This is a genomic window from Streptomyces blastmyceticus (genome assembly GCF_039521185.1).
Taxonomy (GTDB): domain Bacteria; phylum Actinomycetota; class Actinomycetes; order Streptomycetales; family Streptomycetaceae; genus Streptomyces; species Streptomyces blastmyceticus.
The window spans coordinates 148,721-168,686 of sequence record NZ_BAAABW010000022.1 but is presented as its reverse complement, the minus strand read 5'-3'; the positions used below and the strand labels follow the sequence as shown (position 1 = coordinate 168,686).

Genomic DNA, 19,966 nt, shown 5'->3' with positions numbered 1-19,966 from the left:
GGCCGGTGCGTCATGACCGCCCCCAAGGCCCCCAGACCGCCCCGGCAGTCGGGCGCCGCCCGCCGCAGCGTGCCCGGCCCCGCCCGGCCCGCCGCCCGCCCCGGGGCGCAGTCCCTGCGGCTCGGCAGCCCGCGGCCCCGGCTGCGGCTGGTCGGCTTCGGGCTCACCCTCGTCCTGCTGGCCTTCACCGTCCGGCTCCTGCAGGTGCAGGCCGTCGACGCGAGCGCGTACGCGGCCCGGGCCAATGTCAATCGCTACATCCCGGTCACCCTCGCCGCCGAGCGCGGCACCATCACCGACCGCACCGGGGTGGACCTGGCCACCACCGTCGACGCGTACGACATCACCGCCGCCCCCGACCTGCTGACCCCCGAGCGGATCAAGGCCGACGGCGCCGCCCGGAAGGCCGCCGGGCTGCTCGCCCCCGTCCTCGACGAGCGGCCCGCCGTCCTGGAGCAGAAGCTCACCGCCAACCCCCGCTCGAAGTACGTCGTCCTCGCCCGCCAGCAGAGCCCCCAGGTCTGGAACCGGATCAAGGAGCTGAAGAAGACCTCCGCGCAGAAGGCGGCGAAGAAGAAGGGCGCCGACGTCCTCGCGGGCATCAACCGCGAACCCCACAGCAAGCGCGTCTACCCCAACGGCGACCTCGCCGCCGGGATACTGGGCTTCGTCAACTCCGAGGGCCGGGGCGGCGGCGGTGTCGAGGCACAGCTCGACAAGGCGCTCGCGGGCCGGGACGGCAAGCTCGTCTACGCCCAGTCCGGCGGCCGCCAGGTGCCCACCGGGGACGTCAAGGAACAGCCCGCCGTGCCCGGCTCCGACATCGAGCTGACCATCGACCGGGACATCCAGTGGGCCGCCCAGAGCGCCATCACCCAGCAGGTGCAGGAGTCGCAGGCGGACCGCGGCTACGTCGTCGTCCAGGACACCCGCACCGGCGAGGTCCTGGCCATGGCCAACGCCCCCGGCTACGACCCCAACGACCTCGCCCACGCCGACAGCGGCGCCCTCGGCAACGCCGCGCTCCAGGACGCCTACGAACCGGGCAGCGTCAGCAAGGTGATGACCATGGCGGCCGTCCTGGAGGAGGGCAAGGCCACCCCGGAGACCGGGGTGGAGGTCCCGAACCGGCTGCTGCGCGCCGACCGGTCCTTCGCCGACGACATCGACCACGCCACCTGGCACCTCACCCTCAACGGGGTGCTCGCCAAGTCCAGCAACATCGGCACGATCCTCGCCGCCGAGCGGCTCGGCGCCACCCGGCCGCAGGCCAACGAGGTCCTCGACTCCTACCTGCGGAAGTTCGGCATCGGGGCGCCCACCGGGCTCGGCTTCCCCGGCGAGACCCCGGGAATCCTGGCGAAGCCGGGCAAGTGGAGCGAATCCCAGCAGTACACGATCCCCTTCGGCCAGGGCCTGTCCCTGAACGCCGTGCAGGCCGCCTCCGTCTACTCCACGATCGCGGGCGGCGGCCAGCGCGTCCAGCCCACCCTCGTCCGCGGCACCAAGGGCCCCGACGGCCGCTTCGCCCCCGCACCGGCCCCGCAGCGGACCCGCGTCGTCAGCGAGAAGACCGCCCGGGAGCTCTCCACCATGCTGGAGTCCGTCGTCGACGACCGGGAGGGCACCGGAACCAAGGCGAAGATCCCCGGCTACCGCGTCGCGGGCAAGACCGGCACCTCCAACCGGGTGGACCCGCACACCGGCCGCTACCACGGCTACACCGCCTCCTTCGCCGGCTTCGCCCCCGCCGACCAGCCCCGGATCACCGTCTACTGCGCCATCCAGAACCCCACCAAGGGCAGTTACTTCGGCGGCCAGATCTGCGGCCCCGTCTTCAAGCAGGTCATGGAGTTCGCGCTCAAGACCCTCCAGGTACCGCCGTCCGGCACCGAGCCCCCTCGGCTGCCGGTGAGCTACGACGGCCAGTGACCCGGGGCAGGCCGTGACGACGATCACTCCGGATCCCGGGAACCGCGGCGCGGTGCGCCCCTCGCTTCGCGACGGGGCGGGTGCGCCCGGTACGCTCACGGCCGTGCCCCACGCTGATCAGTCCCACACCAGCCCCAAGGACGCCCCCGCCGTACAGCCCGTACAGCCGGGAGCGCCCCGCCCCACCCAGGTCCGCCCCGTGTCCCTCGCGGAGCTGGCCGGTCAGCTGGGCATCCCCGCTCCCGAGGTCCAGGGCGGCGCCGTCACCGGCATCACCCACGACTCGCGGGCCGTACGGCAGGGCGACGTCTACGCCGCCCTGCCCGGCGCCCGCTTCCACGGCGCGGACTTCGCCGTCCAGGCCGCCGGCCTCGGCGCCGCCGCGGTACTGACCGACCCGGCGGGCGCCGGGCGCGCCGCCGCCACCGGCCTGCCCGTCCTCACCGTGGACGACCCGCGCGGCCGGATGGGTGAGCTCGCGGCCACGATCTACGGACAACCCGGCCACGACCTGCTCCAGATCGGGATCACCGGCACCTCGGGCAAGACCACCACCGCGTACCTCATCGAGGGCGGCCTCAAGGCCCTCGGCGGCCTCACCGGCCTCATCGGCACGGTCGAGTCCCGCATCGGCGACGAGCGCATCAAGTCCGAGCGCACCACGCCCGAGGCCACCGACCTCCAGGCGCTCTTCGCGGTGATGCGCGAGCGCGGCGTCCGCTCGGTCGCCATGGAGGTCTCCAGCCACGCGCTGCGGCTCGGCCGGGTCGACGGCTGCGTCTTCGACGTCGCGGTCTTCAACAACCTCAGCCCGGAGCACATGGAGTTCCACTCCGGCATGGAGGACTACTTCCAGGCCAAGGCGGAGCTCTTCACCAAGGCCCGCAGCCGCGCCGGCGTCGTCAACCTCGACGACGAGTACGGCCGCAGGCTCGCCGAGGGCGCCTCCGAGGTGCCCGTCGTCACCTTCTCCGCCGAGGGCCACCCTGACGCCGACTGGCGCGCGGCGGACGTCGAGATCGGCCCCTTCGACTCGGTCTTCACCGTCCTCGGCCCGAACGGCGAGTCCGTACGGGCCCGGTCCCCGCTGGCCGGCCCGTTCAACGTCGCCAACGCCCTCGCCGCCGTCACCGCCCTCGTCGCCGCCGGGGTCGGCCCGCAGGCCGCCGCCGACGGCGTCGCCGCCGTCCCCGGCGTCCCCGGCCGCCTGGAGCGCGTCGACGCGGGCCAGCCCTACCTCGCCGTCGTCGACTACGCGCACAAGACGGACGCCGTCGAATCGGTTCTCCGCGCCCTGCGCAAGGTCGGCACCGGCCGCGTCCACGCCGTGCTCGGCTGCGGCGGCGACCGCGACACCACCAAGCGCGCCCCCATGGGCGCCGCACTGGCCCGGCTCGCCGACACCGCCGTGCTGACCTCCGACAACCCCCGCTCCGAGGATCCCCTCGCGATCCTCGCCACCATGCTCGCGGGCGCCGCCGAGGTGCCCGCCCACGAGCGCGGCACGGTCCTCCTCGCGGAGGAGCGGGCCGACGCCATCGCCGCCGCGGTCGCCCGGGCCGAACCCGGCGACACCGTCGTCGTCCTCGGCAAGGGCCACGAACAGGGCCAGGACATCGCCGGAGTCGTCCGCCCCTTCGACGACCGCCTGGTGCTGCGAGAGGCCATCGAGCGCCGCCACGCGGCCCCCACGCACCGGAACGACCAGGGATGACAGACCGCCATGCGCGCACAACCCTCCCCCCGGCAGCACTCCCGAACGGACGGAGGTAATTCCCAGTGATCGCTCTGTCCCTCGCCGAGATCGCCGCCATTGTCGGCGGGCAGCAGCACGACATACCGGACCCGGGCCGCACGGCCGACGGCCCGGTCGTGATCGACTCCCGTGAGGTACGGCCCGGCAGCCTCTTCGCCGCCCTGCCCGGGGACAACGTCGACGGCCACGACTTCGCCGAGCGCGCCGTCGCCGCGGGCGCCGCGGCCGTGCTGGCCGCCCGGCCCGTCGGCGTCCCCGCCATCGTCGTCGACGACGTGGTCGCCGCCCTGGGCACGCTCGCGCGCGCCGTCGTCGAGCGCCTCGACGCCACCGTCGTCGCGCTCACCGGCTCCGCGGGCAAGACCAGCACCAAGGACCTGATCGCACAGCTCCTGGAGCGCCTCGGCCCCACCATCGGCCCGCCCGGCAACTTCAACAACGAGATCGGCCTGCCCCTCACCGCGCTGCGCGCGGACGAGGACACCCGCCACCTCGTCCTGGAGATGGGCGCCCGCGGCATCGGCCACATCCGCTACCTCGCCGAGCTCACCCCGCCGCGCATCGGACTCGTCCTGAACGTCGGCACCGCCCACATCGGCGAGTTCGGCGGCCGCGAGCAGATCGCCCAGGCCAAGGGCGAGCTGGTCGAGGTGCTGCCGTCGGCCGAGGAGGGCGGCGTCGCCGTGCTCAACGCCGACGACCCGCTGGTGCGCGCCATGAGCAGCCGCACCAAGGCCCGCGTCGTCCTCTTCGGCGAGGCCGCCGACGCGGACATCCGCGCCGAGGACGTCCGCCTCACCGCCACCGGACAGCCCGCCTTCACGCTTCACACACCCACCGGGTGCGGGGACGTGACCATGCGGCTGTACGGTGAGCACCACGTGTCGAACGCGCTCGCCGCCGCCGCCGTCGCCCATGAGCTGGGCATGCCCGCACAGGAGATCGCCACCGCGCTCTCCGGGGCGGGCCAGCTCTCCCGCTGGCGGATGGAGGTCACCGAGCGTGCGGACGGCGTGACGATCGTCAACGACGCCTACAACGCGAACCCCGAATCCATGCGAGCCGCGCTGCGCGCGCTGGCCGCCATGGGGCAGGCCGCCACGGCGAAGGGGGGCCGCACGTGGGCCGTGCTCGGTCAGATGGCCGAGCTCGGTGACGACGCGCTCGCCGAGCACGACGCGGTCGGACGGCTCGCCGTCCGGCTCAACGTCAGCAAGCTCGTGGCAGTCGGGGGCAGGGAAGCGGCCTGGCTGCAGATGGGCGCCTATAACGAGGGTTCGTGGGGTGAGGAGTCGGTGCACGTGTCCGACGTGCAGGCGGCGGTCGACCTGTTGCGCAGCGAGCTGCGTCCGGGTGATGTCGTGCTGTTGAAGGCGTCCAGGTCGGCCGGACTGGAGCGGGTCGCCCAAGCGCTGCTCGCGGGCGACGGCGAGGGTGCCCGCTGATGAACCAGATCCTCTTCGCGGGTGTCATCGGTCTCGTCCTGACCCTGGTCGGCACCCCGCTGCTGATCAAGTTCCTGGCCCGCAAGGGCTACGGCCAGTTCATCCGTGACGACGGCCCGCGCGGCCACGCCGGGAAGAAGGGCACACCCACCATGGGTGGCATCGCCTTCATCCTGGCCACGCTCATCGCGTACGCCGTCACCAAGGTCATCACCAGCAAGGAGCCGACGACGTCGGGCCTGCTGGTGCTGTTCCTGACGGCGGGCATGGGCCTCGTCGGCTTCCTCGACGACTACATCAAGATCGTCAAGCAGCGGAGCCTGGGCCTGCGCGCCAAGGCGAAGATGGCCGGACAGCTGATCGTCGGCATCGCCTTCGCCGTGCTGGCGCTCCAGTTCGCGGACACCCGCGGCCAGACCCCGGCCTCCACCCGGCTCTCCTTCACCCAGGACTTCGGCTGGTCGGTCGGCCCGGTCATCTTCGTCGTCTGGGCGCTGTTCATGATCCTCGCGATGTCGAACGGCGTGAACCTCACCGACGGCCTCGACGGCCTCGCCACCGGCGCGTCCGTGATGGTCTTCGGCGCCTACGTCTTCATCGGCACCTGGCAGCACGGCCAGTCCTGCGGCAACCCGCTGACGGCAGGCGCCGCCTGCTACGAGGTGCGCGACCCGCTCGACCTCGCCGTGGTCGCCTCGGCCCTGATGGGCTCCTGCTTCGGCTTCCTGTGGTGGAACACCTCGCCCGCCAAGATCTTCATGGGCGACACCGGCTCGCTCGCCCTCGGCGGCGCGCTGGCGGGACTGGCCATCTGCTCCCGCACCGAGCTGCTGCTGGCCCTCCTCGGCGGCCTGTTCGTCCTGATCACCATGTCCGTGGTCATCCAGGTCGGCTCCTTCCGCATGACCGGTAAGCGTGTCTTCCGGATGGCCCCGCTCCAGCACCACTTCGAACTCAAGGGGTGGAGCGAGGTCCTTGTGGTGGTCCGGTTCTGGATCATCCAGGGCCTGTGCGTCGCCGTCGGACTCGGAATCTTCTACGCCGGATGGTTGGCCATCAAGTGACCCCCGCCCCGAACAGCACGGCCTGGACCGGCAGGCACATCACCGTCGCCGGCCTCGGCGTGAGCGGCGTCAGCGCCGCCCGCGCCCTGGCCGGCCTCGGCGCCCTGGTGACCGTCGTGGACGGCGGCGACAGCGAGGCGCTGCGCGAGCGCGCCGCCTCCCTCCGGGCGGAGGGCATCACCGTCCGCCTCGGCGACGCCACCACCCTGCCCGAGGGCACCGCACTGGTCGTCACCTCGCCCGGCTGGAAGCCCGACAGCCCGCTCTTCACGGCCGCGGCCGGGGCGGGCGTCGACGTGGTCGGCGACGTCGAGATCGCCTGGCGGCTGCGCGGCGAGGGCGCCGCGCCGTGGCTCGCCGTCACGGGCACCAACGGCAAGACCACGACCGTCCAGATGCTCGCCTCCATCCTGGAGGCCGCCGGACTGCGCACCGCCGCCGTCGGCAACATCGGCACGCCGATCATCGACGTCGTGCTCTCCGACGAGCCCTACGACGTCCTCGCCGTCGAGCTCTCCAGCTACCAGCTGCACTGGGCGCCCTCCGTGCGCGCCCACTCCGCGGTTGTCCTCAACCTCGCGCCCGACCACCTCGACTGGCACGGCTCCATGCAGGCGTACGCCGCCGACAAGGGCCGCATCTACGAGGGCAACCAGGTCGCCTGCGTCTACAACGTCTCCGACGCCCGCACCGAGCACCTGGTGCGCGAGGCGGATGTCGAGGAGGGCTGCCGCGCGATCGGCTTCACCCTCGGCCCGCCCGGTCTGTCCATGCTCGGCGTCGTCGACGGCATCCTCGTCGACCGGGCCTTCGTCGCGGACCGGCAGAAGAACGCCCAGGAGCTCGCCGAGGTCTCCGACATCAAGCCGGCGGCCCCGCACAACATCGCCAACGCCCTCGCGGCCGCCGCCCTCGCCCGCGCCTTCGGCGTCCAGCCCGCGGCCGTACGGGACGGGCTGCGCGCCTTCCGGCCGGACGCCCACCGCATCGCCCACGTCGCGGACGTCGACGGCGTCGCCTACGTGGACGACTCCAAGGCCACCAACACCCACGCCGCCCAGGCGTCCCTGGCGGCCTACGACTCGATCGTGTGGATCGCGGGCGGCCTCGCCAAGGGCGCCACCTTCGACGACCTCGTGGCCAAGTCCGCGAAGCGGCTGCGCGGAGTCGTCCTCATCGGCGCCGACCGGGCCCTGATCGCCCAAGCGCTGGCGCGACACGCCCCGGATGTCCCGGTGGTCGACCTCGACCGGACCGACACTGGGGCGATGGCCGCGGCGGTGCAGGAGGCCGCGCGGCTCGCCGGCCCGGGGGACACCGTACTCATGGCCCCGGCCTGCGCCTCGATGGATATGTTCGTCAACTACAACAAGCGCGGCGAGGCATTCGCCGAGGCGGTCCGGGCCCTGGCCGGGCCGGAGCCGGGCAGCGGCACGGACGAGTAGCCGCACGGTCCCCTCGGTCCTCGGCGATCTCCCGGACGTCACCGGAAGATCCCGGCGGCGCGACCGGGCGGCGCGGGAGACCAGCGAAGGGGACACCCGGATGCACGCGGATCACATCGCGAGGCCGCCCGGCGCGTGGACGGCGCTGCGCGGCCCCGTCGCGCGCTCCCGGCCCGCGGGGACGGCCCGCCCCCGCCCCTCGGCGGGCCGTGGGCGCACGGGCGGCCCCGGCGGACCCCGGCGGCCGCGGGGCACCCTGCTGGGCGGCCTGCGGACCCTCCACGGCCGCGCCAGGCGCGCCTGGGACCGCCCCCTGACGGCGTACTACCTCGTCCTGGGCGGCTCCCTGCTGATCATCGTCCTCGGCCTGGTGATGGTCTACTCCGCCTCCCAGATCAAGGCGCTGCAGAACGGCCTGCCCCCCAGCTTCTTCTTCCGCAAGCAGCTGCTCGCCGCCGCCATCGGCGCCGTGCTGCTGCTCGCGGCCGCGCGGATGCCCGTGCGGCTGCTGCGGGCCTTCGCCTACCCCGCGCTCGCCGGGTCGCTCTTCCTGCTCTGCCTGGTGCAGGTGCCCGGCATCGGGGAGACCATCAACGGCAACACCAACTGGATCGCCCTGGGCGGGCCCTTCCAGATGCAGCCCAGCGAGTTCGCCAAGCTGGCGCTGGTGCTGTGGGGCGCCGACCTGCTCGCCCGCAAACAGGCCAAGAAGCTGCTCACTCAGTGGAAGCACCTGCTCGTGCCCCTGGTGCCCGTCACCTTCGTGCTGCTCGGGCTCATCATGCTGGGCGGTGACATGGGGACCACCGTCGTCCTCACCGCGGTGCTGCTGGGTCTGCTGTGGATCGCGGGCGCCCCCACCCGGCTCTTCTCCGGGGTGTTCGGCGTCACCGCCCTGCTCGCGGTGCTGTTCATCAAGACCAGTGCCAACCGGATGTCCCGCCTCGCCTGCATCGGCGCCACCGACCCCGGCACCAACGACCAGTGCTGGCAGGCCGTGCACGGAATCTACGCGCTGGCCAACGGAGGCTGGTTCGGTGCCGGCCTCGGTGCGAGTGTGGAGAAATGGGGCGAACTACCGGAACCCCACACCGACTTCATCTTCGCGATCACCGGCGAGGAGCTCGGTCTGGCGGGGACGCTGTCCGTACTCGCCCTCTTCGCGGCTCTAGGCTATGCGGGTATCCGCGTGGCCGGACGCACGGAGGACCCCTTCGTGAGGTATGCCGCGGGAGGTGTGACCACCTGGATCATGGCTCAGGCCGTGGTCAACATCGGTGCGGTGCTCGGCCTGCTGCCGATCGCCGGTGTCCCCCTGCCGCTGTTCTCCTACGGAGGGTCCGCCCTGCTGCCGACCATGTTCGCCATCGGACTGCTGATCGCCTTCGCGCGCGACGAACCCGGTGCGCGGGCGGCACTGGCCATGCGGCAGCCTGGGGTGAGATGGAAGACGATGAGACGGCGCGTCAAGAAGCGACCGTCCGGAGAGCGGTGAATTTCGGTGCATGTCGTACTCGCCGGCGGGGGGACCGCCGGCCACATCGAGCCCGCGCTCGCCCTCGCGGACGCCCTGCGCAGGCAGGACCCGACCGTGGGGATCACGGCGCTCGGCACGGAGCGGGGTCTGGAGACCCGGCTCGTGCCCGAGCGGGGCTATGAGCTGGGCCTGATCCCCGCCGTACCCCTGCCGCGCAAGCCCACACCAGAGCTGATCACCGTCCCCGGGCGGCTGCGCGGCACGATCAAGGCCGCCGAGCAGATCCTCGAGCGCACCAAGGCGGACTGCGTGGTCGGCTTCGGCGGCTATGTGGCGCTGCCCGGCTACCTGGCCGCCAAGCGGCTCGGCGTGCCGATCATCGTGCACGAGGCCAACGCGCGCCCCGGCCTCGCCAACAAGATCGGCTCGCGCTACGCCGCCGGGGTCGCGGTGTCCACGCCGGACAGCAAGCTGCGCAACGCCCGCTATGTGGGCATCCCGCTGCGCCGCACCATCGCCACCCTCGACCGCGGCGCCGCCCGGCCGGAGGCGCGGGCGTACTTCGGCCTCGACCCCAGCCTGCCGACACTGCTGGTCTCCGGCGGTTCGCAGGGCGCCCGCAGGCTCAACGAGGTCGTCCAGGCCGTCGCCCCGGCGCTCCAGCGCTCCGGCATCCAGATCCTGCACGCGGTCGGTCCGAAGAACGACCTGCCGCATGTGGACAACATGCCCGGTATGCCGCCCTATGTCCCGGTACCGTACGTGGACCGGATGGATCTCGCGTACGCCGCGGCCGACATGATGCTCTGCCGCGCGGGTGCGATGACCGTCGCCGAGCTGTCCGCCGTCGGGCTCCCGGCCGCCTATGTCCCGCTGCCCATCGGCAACGGCGAACAGCGGCTCAACGCCCAGCCGGTGGTCAAGGCGGGCGGCGGCCTGCTGGTCGACGACGCCGAGCTGAGCCCCGAATGGGTGCAGAGCCAGGTGCTCCCGGTGCTCGCCGACCCGCACCGGCTGTACGAGATGTCCCGCGCCGCCTCCGAGTTCGGGCGGCGCGACGCCGACGAGCTGCTCGTCGGCATGGTCTATGAGGCGATTGCCGCACGCAGGGCGGGCTGAGGGCCCGCGGGAGCAGGAGGCTGGGGAGCGTGGCCGGACCGACGACCGCTCAGCGCGGTGGCTCGAAGAGCAAGAACGCGAAGAGCGGGAAATCGGCGCGGTCCGGCCCCTCCCGGCCCGCCGCCGGGCGCGCCCCGCGCCGCCCCCGGCCCACGCGCCGCCGCCGCATCGTCTTCTGGGTGGTCGTCATCACGCTCACCGGCTCAGCCGTCGGCTGGGCGTTCTACGGCTCCAGCTGGCTGCGCGCGACGCAGGTGGACGTCAGCGGCGCGCGCGTGCTGACCCCCGAAGAGGTACGGGCGGCGGCCGCCGCCCCCCTCGGCGAGCCCCTCGTCTCGGTGGACACCGACGCCATCGCGGACCGGCTGCGCAAGGCGCTGCCGAGGATCGACACCGTCTCCGTCGAACGGTCCTGGCCGCACACGATCGATCTGAAAGTGGTCGAGCGACAGCCCAGGGCGATCGTCGAAAAGGGCGGAAAGTTCATCGAAATCGACGGTACGGGCGTGCGGTTCGCCACAGTCGACCGCGCCCCGCAGAACGTCCCGCGGCTGTCCGTGGAGGCCGCCGACTCGCCGAGCCTGCGCCGCTTCGGCACCGGGCGCCTGGAGCGGGAGGGCGTACGGGTGGCCGAGTCGCTGCCCGACGGGGTGCGCGCGGACACCCGCGTCATCCACGTACGCTCGTACGACTCCATCACCCTCGATCTGACGGGTGGTCGGACGGTGGTCTGGGGGAGCGGTGAGCGGGGCGACGCGAAAGCCCGTACGCTCACGGCATTGCTGAAAGCGGCGCGGGGTGCCGATCGGTTCGATGTGAGCGCCCCCAGCGCTCCGGCGGTGTCGGGGAGTTGACGGGCCGAAGGGTCGGGCAGCACCCTGACTGGCTACGGCTATGGGTGATCACATAGGGTGAAAAGAAAAACGGGAGGTTCGGCGTGTTCGTTGAACACGCGCCACTTGTCGACTTAGTGTCCTGTTCGGAGAACCCCGGCGAACAGCGGCACCGGTAACCCTAAACTTCACGTTGAGGGTTCGGGTCGGCATGAGAACCGTCCCCCAGGCATACGTAACTCGAGGCGAGAGGCCTTCGACGTGGCAGCACCGCAGAACTACCTCGCAGTCATCAAGGTCGTCGGTATCGGCGGCGGTGGCGTGAACGCCATCAACCGGATGATCGAGGTCGGTCTCAAGGGCGTCGAGTTCATCGCGATCAATACCGATGCGCAGGCCCTGCTGATGAGCGACGCCGACGTCAAGCTGGACGTCGGCCGTGAGCTCACCCGCGGCCTCGGCGCCGGCGCCAACCCCGATGTCGGCCGCAAGGCGGCCGAAGACCACCGCGAGGAGATCGAGGAGGTCCTCAAGGGGGCCGACATGGTCTTCGTGACCGCGGGCGAGGGCGGCGGCACCGGCACCGGTGGCGCCCCCGTCGTCGCCAACATCGCCCGCTCGCTGGGCGCCCTGACGATCGGTGTGGTCACCCGGCCGTTCACCTTCGAGGGCCGCCGTCGGGCGAACCAGGCGGAGGACGGCATCGCGGGTCTGCGCGACGAGGTCGACACCCTCATCGTGATCCCGAACGACCGACTCCTGTCCATCTCGGACCGTCAGGTGAGCGTGCTCGACGCGTTCAAGTCCGCGGACCAGGTGCTGCTGTCGGGTGTCCAGGGCATCACCGACCTCATCACCACCCCCGGCCTGATCAACCTCGACTTCGCCGACGTCAAGTCCGTGATGTCCGAGGCCGGATCGGCGCTCATGGGGATCGGCTCCGCCCGCGGCGACGACCGCGCGGTGGCCGCCGCGGAGATGGCGATCTCCTCGCCGCTCCTGGAGGCGTCCATCGACGGCGCCCGTGGCGTGCTGCTCTCCATCTCCGGCGGCTCCGACCTCGGTCTCTTCGAGATCAACGAGGCGGCGCAGCTGGTCAGCGAGGCGGCTCACCCCGAAGCCAACATCATCTTCGGCGCCGTCATCGACGACGCCCTCGGTGACGAGGTCCGGGTCACGGTCATCGCGGCCGGCTTCGACGGCGGGCAGCCGCCGGCCAAGGGCAGCCGCGACAAGGTGCTCGGCTCCTCCTACGGCAACGGCCGCGAGGAGAGCACCGCGTCGGCCGCGGCCCCGCGCCAGACCCCCCAGGCCGAGCCGGTCCGCTCCTCCTTCGGCGGTCTCGGCAGCGTGACCCCGCGCACCGAGGAGCCCTCGGCCGCCGAGTCGCCGGTCGGCGAGGTCCCCCCGCCGCCGGTGTCCTCCCCGCAGGTCCCGCCGGCCCGGCCCTACCAGGACTCGACGGCCGAGGAGCTCGACGTCCCGGACTTCCTCAAGTAGGACCCGCGACCGAGCGGCCCAAAGTGATAGGGCATCAACACGCAGTGACATCCGAACAGCACGCGAGCGGCGCGCACTTCGCCTTCACCGACAGGTGGGGCGGGGTGAGCGCCGCTCCGTATGACGAGCTCAACCTGGGCGGCGCGGTCGGTGACGACCCCGCCGCCGTGCGCACCAACCGGGAGCGGACCGCGAAGTCGCTCGGCCTCGACCCGGCGGCGGTCGTCTGGATGAACCAGGTGCACGGCCGGGACGTGGCCGTGGTCGACGGACCGTGGGGCACCGGCGGCACCGAGGAAATTCCCGCGGTCGACGGAGTGGTGACGGCCCGTCGCGGCCTGGCCCTCGCGGTGCTCACCGCGGACTGCACCCCGGTCCTGCTCGCCGACCCGGTCGCCGGGATCACGGGCGCGGCCCACGCCGGCCGCCCGGGACTGGTCGCCGGAGTCGTCCCCGCCACCATCGAGGCGATGATCGCGCTGGGCGCCGACCCCGCCCGGATCGTCGCCCACACCGGCCCCTCCGTCTGCGGCTTCTGCTACGAGGTGCCCGAGACGATGCGCGCCGAGGTCACCGCGGCCGTGCCGGAGGCCTGGGCCACCACCCGCAAGGGCACCCCGGCGGTGGATGTCGCCGCGGGGGTTTGTGCCCAACTGCACCGACTTGGCGTGAATATCAGCGGACAATCTCACATTTGTACGCTGGAGTCGGCAGACCACTTCTCGTACCGACGCGAGCACGTCACCGGGCGGCTCGCGAGCTATGTCTGGTTGGACGCTGAGCTGTGACGGACCGCAGAACGGAACTGGCCGCCAATCTGGCGCGCGTGGAGGAACGTATCTCCGCAGCGTGCGCCGCGGCCGGACGCAAGCGTGAAGAAGTGACCCTCATCGTGGTCACCAAGACCTACCCCGCGAGCGATGTGCGCCTCCTCTCGGAACTGGGGGTCCGGCACGTCGCGGAGAACCGCGACCAGGACGCCGCCCCCAAGGCCGCCGAGTGCGCGGATCTGCCACTGACCTGGCACTTCGTCGGGCAATTGCAGACGAACAAGGTCCGCTCGGTGGTGAGTTATGCCGATGTGGTGCACTCTGTCGACCGAATCAGACTGGTCACCGCCCTCTCCGCCGCGGCTGTTCGAGCCGGACGCGAGCTGGACTGCCTGATCCAGGTGGCTCTTGACGCGGAGTCGGGAGAGCGGGGCGACCGGGGCGGCGTCGCGCCGGACGGGGTCGCCGTCCTCGCGGACGCGATCACCGCCGCCGAAGGCCTGCGCCCCGCCGGTCTGATGACGGTTGCTCCGCTCGCCGGCCCTTACGCGGGACGGCCCCGGGCGGCATTCGACCGGCTGATGGAAATCTCAACGGGCCTGCGCGCGGCCCATCCTGCTGCGAACATGGTGTCAGCAGGGATGAGCGCGGACCTGGATGACGCCGTGGCAGCCGGGGCGACACATGTACGTGTCGGATCGGCGGTACTCGGAGTCCGACCCGGGCTCGGGTAACGTCGCCAAGAAGTCGGACCACAGCAGAAAATATGGTCAATCCCACCAGAAGGTGGGCAGACCAAGTGGATCCAAGGCGCCGTTGACGGAGCCGATCCACCACAGAGCGGAGGACGCAGAGAATGGCCGGCGCGATGCGCAAGATGGCGGTCTACCTCGGCCTCGTGGAGGACGATGGGTACGACGGCCCGGGGTTCGACCCCGATGACGAGTTCGAGCCCGAGCCGGAGCCCGACCGACGCAGGCAGCAGCATCAGTCCCAACAGACGCAACCGGACGAACCGGTTCGAGTCGCCCAGCCGCCGGCACAGCGCGAACCCGCTCCGCTCGTAGCGGAAACGGGACGACCCGCCCGAATCGCCCCCGTGGCGTCCATCACACCCGAACGCCACTCTCTGGAGAAGAACGCACCGGTGATCATGCCCAAGGTTGTGTCCGAGCGGGAGCCCTACCGCATCACGACATTGCACCCCCGGACCTACAACGAGGCCCGTACCATCGGGGAACACTTCCGCGAGGGCACCCCCGTGATCATGAATCTCACGGAGATGGACGACACGGATGCGAAGCGACTTGTCGACTTTGCCGCCGGTCTGGTCTTCGGACTCCACGGCAGCATCGAGCGGGTGACGCAGAAGGTGTTCCTGCTGTCTCCTGCTAACGTCGATGTCACGGCGGAGGACAAGGCCCGCATCGCAGAGGGTGGGTTCTTCAATCAGAGCTGAGACGCAAAACCGGTCAATGCCGGATGAATGACGGCCCGACAGGCCGGGTACGAGCAAGGGGAGAGGGAAGCGCGAGATGGGCATCGCACTACAGGTGATCTACATCGCGTTGTACTGCTTCCTGTTCGTGCTGATCTTCCGGCTGGTGATGGATTACGTCTTCCAGTTCGCACGCTCATGGCAACCCGGTAAGGCGATGGTGGTCGTCCTTGAGGCCACCTACACTGTCACCGATCCGCCACTCAAGCTTCTGCGGCGGGTCATCCCGCCGCTGCGTCTCGGGGGCGTGGCGCTCGACCTGTCCTTCTTCGTACTGATGATCATCGTCTACATCCTGATCACCGTCGTGAGCCGGCTGTGAACGCGGCTGTGAACGATACGGTCTTGCCGATTGCCGACGACTACGTTGAGGTGAAGAAGAGATGCCGTTGACCCCCGAGGACGTGCGGAACAAGCAGTTCACGACCGTCCGTCTCCGAGAAGGCTATGACGAGGACGAGGTCGATGCCTTTCTGGACGAGGTCGAGGCCGAACTGACCCGACTGCTCCGGGAGAACGAGGACCTGCGCGCCAAGCTGGCCGCCGCCACGCGTGCCGCCGCGCAGAACCAGCAGCAGGGAATGCGCAAGCCCGAGCCGCAGGACCAACGGCCCGGCGCTCCGGTGCCCGCCGCCATATCCGGACCGCAGCCGGTGCCGCAGCAACAGCAGATGGGCGGCCCGCCGCAGCTGCCGGGCGGTGCCCCGCAGCTTCCGGCAGGCCCCGGCGGTCACGGCCACGGTCCCCAGGGCCCGCACGGTCCCGGCCCGATGGGACAGAACGGTCCGATGGGTGGCCCGATGGGCGGCCCCATGGGACAGAACGGCCCGATGGGCCAGAACGGCATGGGTCAGAACGGGATGGGGCAGAACGGCCCCATGGGTCAGAACGCCATGGGCCAGAACGGTCCGATGGGTGGCCCCGGCCCGCAGCTGCCCCAGCCGGGTCAGGGACCGGGCGGTGACAGCGCCGCTCGTGTGCTGTCGCTCGCTCAGCAGACCGCCGACCAGGCGATCGCGGAGGCCCGTTCCGAGGCCAACAAGATCGTCGGCGAGGCGCGCAGCCGGGCCGAGGGTCTGGAGCGGGACGCCCGCGCCAAGGCCGACGCCCTGGAGCGGGACGCGCAGGAGAAGCACCGTGTCGCGATGGGCTCCCTGGAGTCCGCCCGCGCCACGCTGGAGCGCAAGGTCGAGGACCTGCGCGGCTTCGAGCGTGAGTACCGCACGCGTCTGAAGTCCTACCTGGAGAGCCAGCTGCGTCAGCTGGAGAACCAGGCGGACGACTCGCTGGCCCCGCCGCGCAACCCCAACACCCCGTCGCTGCCCGCGGCCCCGTCGATGAGCGGGTCCATGGCCTCGGCAGGTGCGGGCATGGGTGGCCACAGCATGGGCGGCAACCCGTCCATGGGCGGTAACACCTCCATGGGTGGCAACACCTCGATGGGTGCCCCGTCGTACGGCGGTCAGCAGCAGATGTCCCCGGCGATGACCCAGCCGATGGCACCGGTCCGGCCGCAGGGCCAGCAGCCGATGCAGCAGGCGCCGTCGCCGATGCGCGGCTTCCTGATCGACGAGGACGACAACTAAGCCGCGGCGCCGCCGTCGGCAATCAGCGGGCCGGGCCCGGGACATCTGTCCCGGGCCCGGCCCGTTTTCCCGTATGTCCCCCATTGGGTGGAACAAACCGGTGGAAGACAGCAAAGAGCCGGTTGTCCGGGAGTGTGCAACTCCCGGACGACCGGCTCTTGTGGGTTCGTTACGCCTTGCGGAGGCGGAACGTCAGACCGAGACCCTCGTCCTCGAACGACTCGCCGTAGGAGCCGTCGGCCTCGCCGGATGCGCTGTGCTCGTTCAAGAAGTCCGTGGCGAGCACCTCGTCCGCGATGAGTCCGGAGTGCTCGACCAGCGCGGTGGTGGTCTCCTCCTCCGAGGAGACCCAGCGCAGGGCGATCCGGTCGGCGACGTCGAGGCCGCTGTTCTTGCGGGCCTCCTGGATCAGCCGGATCGCGTCACGGGCCAGGCCCGCGCGGCGCAGCTCCGGGGTGATCTCCAGGTCGAGGGCCACCGTCGCGCCCGAGTCGGAGGCCACCGACCAGCCCTCGCGCGGGGTTTCGGTGATGATGACCTCGTCGGGGGAGAGCGGCACGGTCTCGCCGTCCACGACCACGGACGCGGTGCCCTCGCGCAGGGCCAGCGACAGCGCCGCGGCGTCCGCCTCGGCGACGGCCTTGGCCACGGCCTGGACGCCCTTGCCGAACCGGCGGCCGAGCGCCCGGAAGTTGGCCTTCGCGGTGGTGTCGACCAGCGAACCCCCCACCTCCGAGAGGGAGGCGAGCGAGGAGACGTTCAGCTCCTCGGTGATCTGGGCGCGCAGCTCAGGGCCCAGGGCCTCGAAGCCGGCGGCCGCGACCAGCGCGCGGGACAGCGGCTGCCGGGTCTTGACGCCGGACTCCGCGCGGGTGGCGCGGCCCAGCTCGACCAGGCGGCGCACGAGCAGCATCTGCTGGGACAGCTCGGGGTCGATCAGGGCGGTGTCGGCCTGCGGCCAGGTCGCCAGGTGCACCGACTCGGGGGCCTCCGGGTCCACCGGGACCACGAGGTCCTGCCACACGCGCTCGGTGATGAACGGCACGAGAGGCGCCATCAGCCGGGTGACCGTCTCGATGACCTCGTGCAGGGTGCGCAGCGCGGCCGCGTCACCCTGCCAGAACCGGCGGCGGCAGCGCCGCACGTACCAGTTGGACAGGTCGTCCACGAAGGAGGACAGCAACTTGCCCGCGCGCTGGGTGTCGTAGGACTCCAGGGCCTGGGTGACCTGGTCGGTCAGCGCGTTGAGCTCGCTGAGCAGCCAGCGGTCGATCAGCGGTCGGTCGGCCGGGGCCGGGTCGGACGCGGAGGGCGCCCAGCCGGACGTACGGGCGTAGAGCGCCTGGAAGGCGACTGTGTTCCAGTAGGTGAGGAGCGTCTTGCGGACGACCTCCTGGATCGTGCCGTGCCCGACGCGGCGCGCGGCCCACGGGGAGCCGCCGGCGGCCATGAACCAGCGGACGGCGTCGGCGCCGTGCTGGTCCATCAGCGGGATCGGCTGGAGGATGTTGCCCAGGTGCTTGGACATCTTCCGGCCGTCCTCGGCGAGGATGTGGCCGAGGCAGACCACGTTCTCGTACGACGACTTGTCGAAGACGAGGGTGCCCACGGCCATCAGGGTGTAGAACCAGCCGCGGGTCTGGTCGATGGCCTCCGAGATGAACTGCGCCGGGTAGCGCTTCTCGAAGAGCTCCTTGTTCTTGTACGGGTAGCCCCACTGCGCGAAGGGCATGGAACCCGAGTCGTACCAGGCGTCGATGACCTCCGGCACGCGGACGGCGGTGTGCGAGCAGCCGTCGGCGGTGCAGGTGAAGGTGACGTCGTCGATGTACGGGCGGTGCGGGTCCAGCGCGCTCTGGTCGCTGCCGGTGAGCTCGGTCAGCTCGGCCAGCGAGCCGACACAGGTGAGGTGGTCGTCCTCGCAGCGCCAGATCGGCAGCGGGGTGCCCCAGTAGCGGTTGCGGGAGAGCGCCCAGTCGATGTTGTTGTTCAGCCAGTCGCCGAAGCGGCCGTGCTTGACCGACTCCGGGAACCAGTTGGTCTTCTCGTTCTCCTGGAGCAGCCGGTCCTTGACGGCCGTGGTGCGGATGTACCAGGAGGGCTGCGCGTAGTAGAGCAGCGCGGTGTGGCAGCGCCAGCAGTGCGGGTAGCTGTGCTCGTACGCCACGTGCTTGAAGAGCAGGCCGCGCGCGGACAGGTCCTCGACCAGCGCCTCGTCGGCCTTCTTGAAGAACTGCCCGCCGACGAGGGCGAGGCCCTCCTCGAAGGTGCCGTCCGGGCGGACGGGGTTGACGACCGGCAGGCCGTAACCGCGGCAGGTGCGGAGGTCGTCCTCACCGAAGGCGGGGGCCTGGTGGACCAGACCCGTGCCGTCCTCGGTCGTCACATACTCGGCGTTGACGACGAAGTTGGCGCCCTCCAGCTCGACCAGGTCGAACGGGCGGCGGTAGGCCCAGCGCTCCATCTCACGGCCGGTGAAGGACTCGCCGGTGGCCGTCCAGCCCTCGCCCAGGGCCTTCTCCAGCAGCGGCTCGGCGACGACGAGCTGCTCCGTGCCGTCCGTCGCGACGACGTAGCGGACGTCGGGGTGCGCGGCGACGGCGGTGTTGGAGACCAGGGTCCAGGGGGTGGTCGTCCAGACGACCAGCGCGGCCTCGCCCGCGAGCGGGCCCGAGGTCAGCGGCAGGCGGACGTAGACGGAGGGGTCGACGACCGTCTCGTAGCCCTGCGCGAGCTCGTGGTCCGACAGGCCGGTGCCGCAGCGGGGGCACCACGGGGCGACGCGGTGGTCCTGGACCAGCAGGCCCTTGTTGAAGATCTCCTTCAGCGACCACCACACGGACTGGACGTACTCGGGGTCCATCGTGCGGTACGCATCGTCGAGGTCGACCCAATAGCCCATGCGGGTGGTGAGCTCGGCGAAGGCGTCCGTGTGCCGGGTTACCGACTCGCGGCACTTGGCGTTGAACTCCGCGATGCCGTACTTCTCGATGTCCTGCTTGCCGTTGAAGCCCAGCTCCTTCTCGACCGCGAGCTCGACCGGCAGGCCGTGGCAGTCCCAGCCGGCCTTGCGGCCGACGTGGTAGCCCTGCATCGTGCGGAAGCGGGGGAAGACGTCCTTGAAGACGCGGGCCTCGATGTGGTGGGCACCGGGCATGCCGTTGGCGGTCGGGGGGCCCTCGTAGAACACCCACTCGGGGCGGCCCTCGGACTCTTCGAGGCTACGGGCGAAAACCTTGCTCTCGCGCCAGAAATCGAGCACGGCGTGCTCGAGCGCGGGCAGGTCCACCTGAGCGGGTACCTGGCGGTACTGCGGCTGCGGACTCATCGGGTGCTTCCTCCGGCGGGACGTCATTGCGCTGTCCGTCGGAGGGACGAGAGCCGTTGCACGGTGCTCCCGCGGTACCACCCTCCTTGGCCGCGGGCTGGCGCCCGTGGCCCCCTCATTGGGCCGCGATGCCGGTTCTACTGACCTGCCGGGCAGGACCCGGGGCGTTCTTCCGGCGGCTCAGGGCTGATCTTCACACCGCGCACGCCCCCG

General features: G+C 71.4%; 15 protein-coding genes. 14 read left to right on the top strand and 1 reads right to left on the bottom strand.

Going from position 1 to position 19,966, the window contains the following annotated elements; genetic code table 11:
* The first annotated feature begins 12 nt into the window (after positions 1-12).
* The 14 genes from ABD269_RS20395 to ABD269_RS20330 all read left to right on the top strand — a co-directional run bounded on the left by ABD269_RS20395 (position 13) and on the right by ABD269_RS20330 (position 16,425).
* The gene (locus tag ABD269_RS20395; protein WP_301888016.1) at positions 13-1,932 is read left to right on the top strand and encodes a peptidoglycan D,D-transpeptidase FtsI family protein; all 1,920 of its coding nucleotides are present in this window, start codon (positions 13-15) and stop codon (positions 1,930-1,932) included.
* Between the two features lie 13 nt (positions 1,933-1,945).
* Complete coding sequence (locus tag ABD269_RS20390) at positions 1,946-3,646, top strand: UDP-N-acetylmuramoyl-L-alanyl-D-glutamate--2,6-diaminopimelate ligase (RefSeq protein WP_344119728.1); 1,701 nt, start codon at positions 1,946-1,948, stop codon at positions 3,644-3,646.
* Positions 3,647-3,711: 65 nt separating this feature from the next.
* Positions 3,712-5,133, top strand: coding sequence for a UDP-N-acetylmuramoyl-tripeptide--D-alanyl-D-alanine ligase (locus ABD269_RS20385; RefSeq protein ID WP_344119726.1), 1,422 nt, complete (start codon positions 3,712-3,714; stop codon positions 5,131-5,133).
* Positions 5,133-6,197, top strand: coding sequence for a phospho-N-acetylmuramoyl-pentapeptide-transferase (gene mraY, locus ABD269_RS20380; RefSeq protein ID WP_116211250.1), 1,065 nt, complete (start codon positions 5,133-5,135; stop codon positions 6,195-6,197). The genes ABD269_RS20385 and mraY overlap by 1 nt, the downstream gene beginning before the upstream one ends.
* Positions 6,194-7,642, top strand: coding sequence for a UDP-N-acetylmuramoyl-L-alanine--D-glutamate ligase (gene murD, locus ABD269_RS20375; protein ID WP_344119723.1), 1,449 nt, complete (start codon positions 6,194-6,196; stop codon positions 7,640-7,642). The genes mraY and murD overlap by 4 nt, the downstream gene beginning before the upstream one ends.
* A gap of 100 nt (positions 7,643-7,742) precedes the next feature.
* Positions 7,743-9,137: a putative lipid II flippase FtsW gene (gene ftsW, locus ABD269_RS20370; RefSeq protein WP_301888028.1), complete on the top strand. Its 1,395-nt coding sequence runs from the start codon at positions 7,743-7,745 to the stop codon at positions 9,135-9,137.
* A 6-nt stretch (positions 9,138-9,143) separates the two neighbouring features.
* The gene (murG, locus tag ABD269_RS20365) at positions 9,144-10,238 is read left to right on the top strand and encodes an undecaprenyldiphospho-muramoylpentapeptide beta-N-acetylglucosaminyltransferase (RefSeq protein ID WP_116211247.1); all 1,095 of its coding nucleotides are present in this window, start codon (positions 9,144-9,146) and stop codon (positions 10,236-10,238) included.
* Between the two features lie 29 nt (positions 10,239-10,267).
* Positions 10,268-11,092: a cell division protein FtsQ/DivIB gene (locus tag ABD269_RS20360; protein WP_344119720.1), complete on the top strand. Its 825-nt coding sequence runs from the start codon at positions 10,268-10,270 to the stop codon at positions 11,090-11,092.
* Between the two features lie 240 nt (positions 11,093-11,332).
* A complete protein-coding gene (gene ftsZ / locus ABD269_RS20355; protein WP_301888037.1) occupies positions 11,333-12,571 on the top strand; it encodes a cell division protein FtsZ in 1,239 nt (412 codons plus the stop codon).
* A 23-nt stretch (positions 12,572-12,594) separates the two neighbouring features.
* On the top strand, positions 12,595-13,359 hold the full coding sequence (gene pgeF, locus ABD269_RS20350) for a peptidoglycan editing factor PgeF (RefSeq protein WP_425572937.1): 765 nt from the start codon (positions 12,595-12,597) through the stop codon (positions 13,357-13,359).
* On the top strand, positions 13,356-14,075 hold the full coding sequence (locus tag ABD269_RS20345; protein ID WP_344119716.1) for a YggS family pyridoxal phosphate-dependent enzyme: 720 nt from the start codon (positions 13,356-13,358) through the stop codon (positions 14,073-14,075). Before pgeF ends, ABD269_RS20345 begins: the two co-directional genes overlap by 4 nt.
* Before the next feature lie 122 nt (positions 14,076-14,197).
* The gene (locus ABD269_RS20340; protein WP_087928499.1) at positions 14,198-14,800 is read left to right on the top strand and encodes a cell division protein SepF; all 603 of its coding nucleotides are present in this window, start codon (positions 14,198-14,200) and stop codon (positions 14,798-14,800) included.
* Positions 14,801-14,876: 76 nt separating this feature from the next.
* A complete protein-coding gene (locus ABD269_RS20335; RefSeq protein WP_116211242.1) occupies positions 14,877-15,161 on the top strand; it encodes a YggT family protein in 285 nt (94 codons plus the stop codon).
* A gap of 61 nt (positions 15,162-15,222) precedes the next feature.
* A complete protein-coding gene (locus tag ABD269_RS20330; protein WP_116211241.1) occupies positions 15,223-16,425 on the top strand; it encodes a DivIVA domain-containing protein in 1,203 nt (400 codons plus the stop codon).
* Positions 16,426-16,594: 169 nt separating this feature from the next.
* Here ABD269_RS20330 and ileS read toward each other — a convergent pair whose 3' ends face one another.
* Entirely contained in the window at positions 16,595-19,753 is a 3,159-nt protein-coding gene (gene ileS / locus ABD269_RS20325; RefSeq protein ID WP_344119712.1) for an isoleucine--tRNA ligase, read from the bottom strand.
* Positions 19,754-19,966 lie beyond the last annotated feature (213 nt).

Excerpts from the sequence above, each read along its gene's own strand:
- ABD269_RS20395 (WP_301888016.1), top strand. The coding sequence starts at position 13 with ATGACCGCCCCCAAGGCCCCCAGACCGCCCCGGCAGTCGGGCGCCGCC.
- mraY (WP_116211250.1), top strand. The coding sequence starts at position 5,133 with ATGAACCAGATCCTCTTCGCGGGTGTCATCGGTCTCGTCCTGACCCTG.
- ftsW (WP_301888028.1), top strand. The coding sequence starts at position 7,743 with ATGCACGCGGATCACATCGCGAGGCCGCCCGGCGCGTGGACGGCGCTG.
- ABD269_RS20340 (WP_087928499.1), top strand. The coding sequence starts at position 14,198 with ATGGCCGGCGCGATGCGCAAGATGGCGGTCTACCTCGGCCTCGTGGAG.
- ABD269_RS20335 (WP_116211242.1), top strand. The coding sequence starts at position 14,877 with ATGGGCATCGCACTACAGGTGATCTACATCGCGTTGTACTGCTTCCTG.
- ABD269_RS20330 (WP_116211241.1), top strand. The coding sequence starts at position 15,223 with ATGCCGTTGACCCCCGAGGACGTGCGGAACAAGCAGTTCACGACCGTC.
- ileS (WP_344119712.1), bottom strand. The coding sequence starts at position 19,753 with ATGAGTCCGCAGCCGCAGTACCGCCAGGTACCCGCTCAGGTGGACCTG.